1 pseudogene is annotated in these 278 nt (G+C 45.0%); it reads right to left on the bottom strand.

Annotation, left to right across the window (positions count from 1 at the left end):
- Positions 1 to 278, bottom strand: a pseudogene (locus HC175_RS23715) (glycoside hydrolase family 2); the annotation flags it as partial.

Here is a 278-nt window from a genome sequence, read left to right as displayed (position 1 = left end):
AGGCCATTTGCCGTCGCTTTTAGGCTAATAGAGGCTATAAAATTTTTGGTGCGTAGCAGAATTGTTGCGATCCCGGCTTCGGCTTTCACAGGATTCTCCCCTATCAATTCCGCATGTTCGCCGGAAGTTATTTTGAAGGTAACAGGGAAATTAGCAGCAGGAACAATAGTGCCGTTGTCATCGAGGATCTTGGCGTAAACAAAAATTACATCCGGCGTCTCTTCGGCTATCTTCTTTCCTGAAAGATCTACCGAAAGTTCAATTTTCGAGGCTTCTTC

The organism is Salinimicrobium oceani, assembly GCF_012037645.1.
Note: the sequence above shows the minus strand (reverse complement) of the source record. Positions and strands in the feature narration are given on the sequence as shown.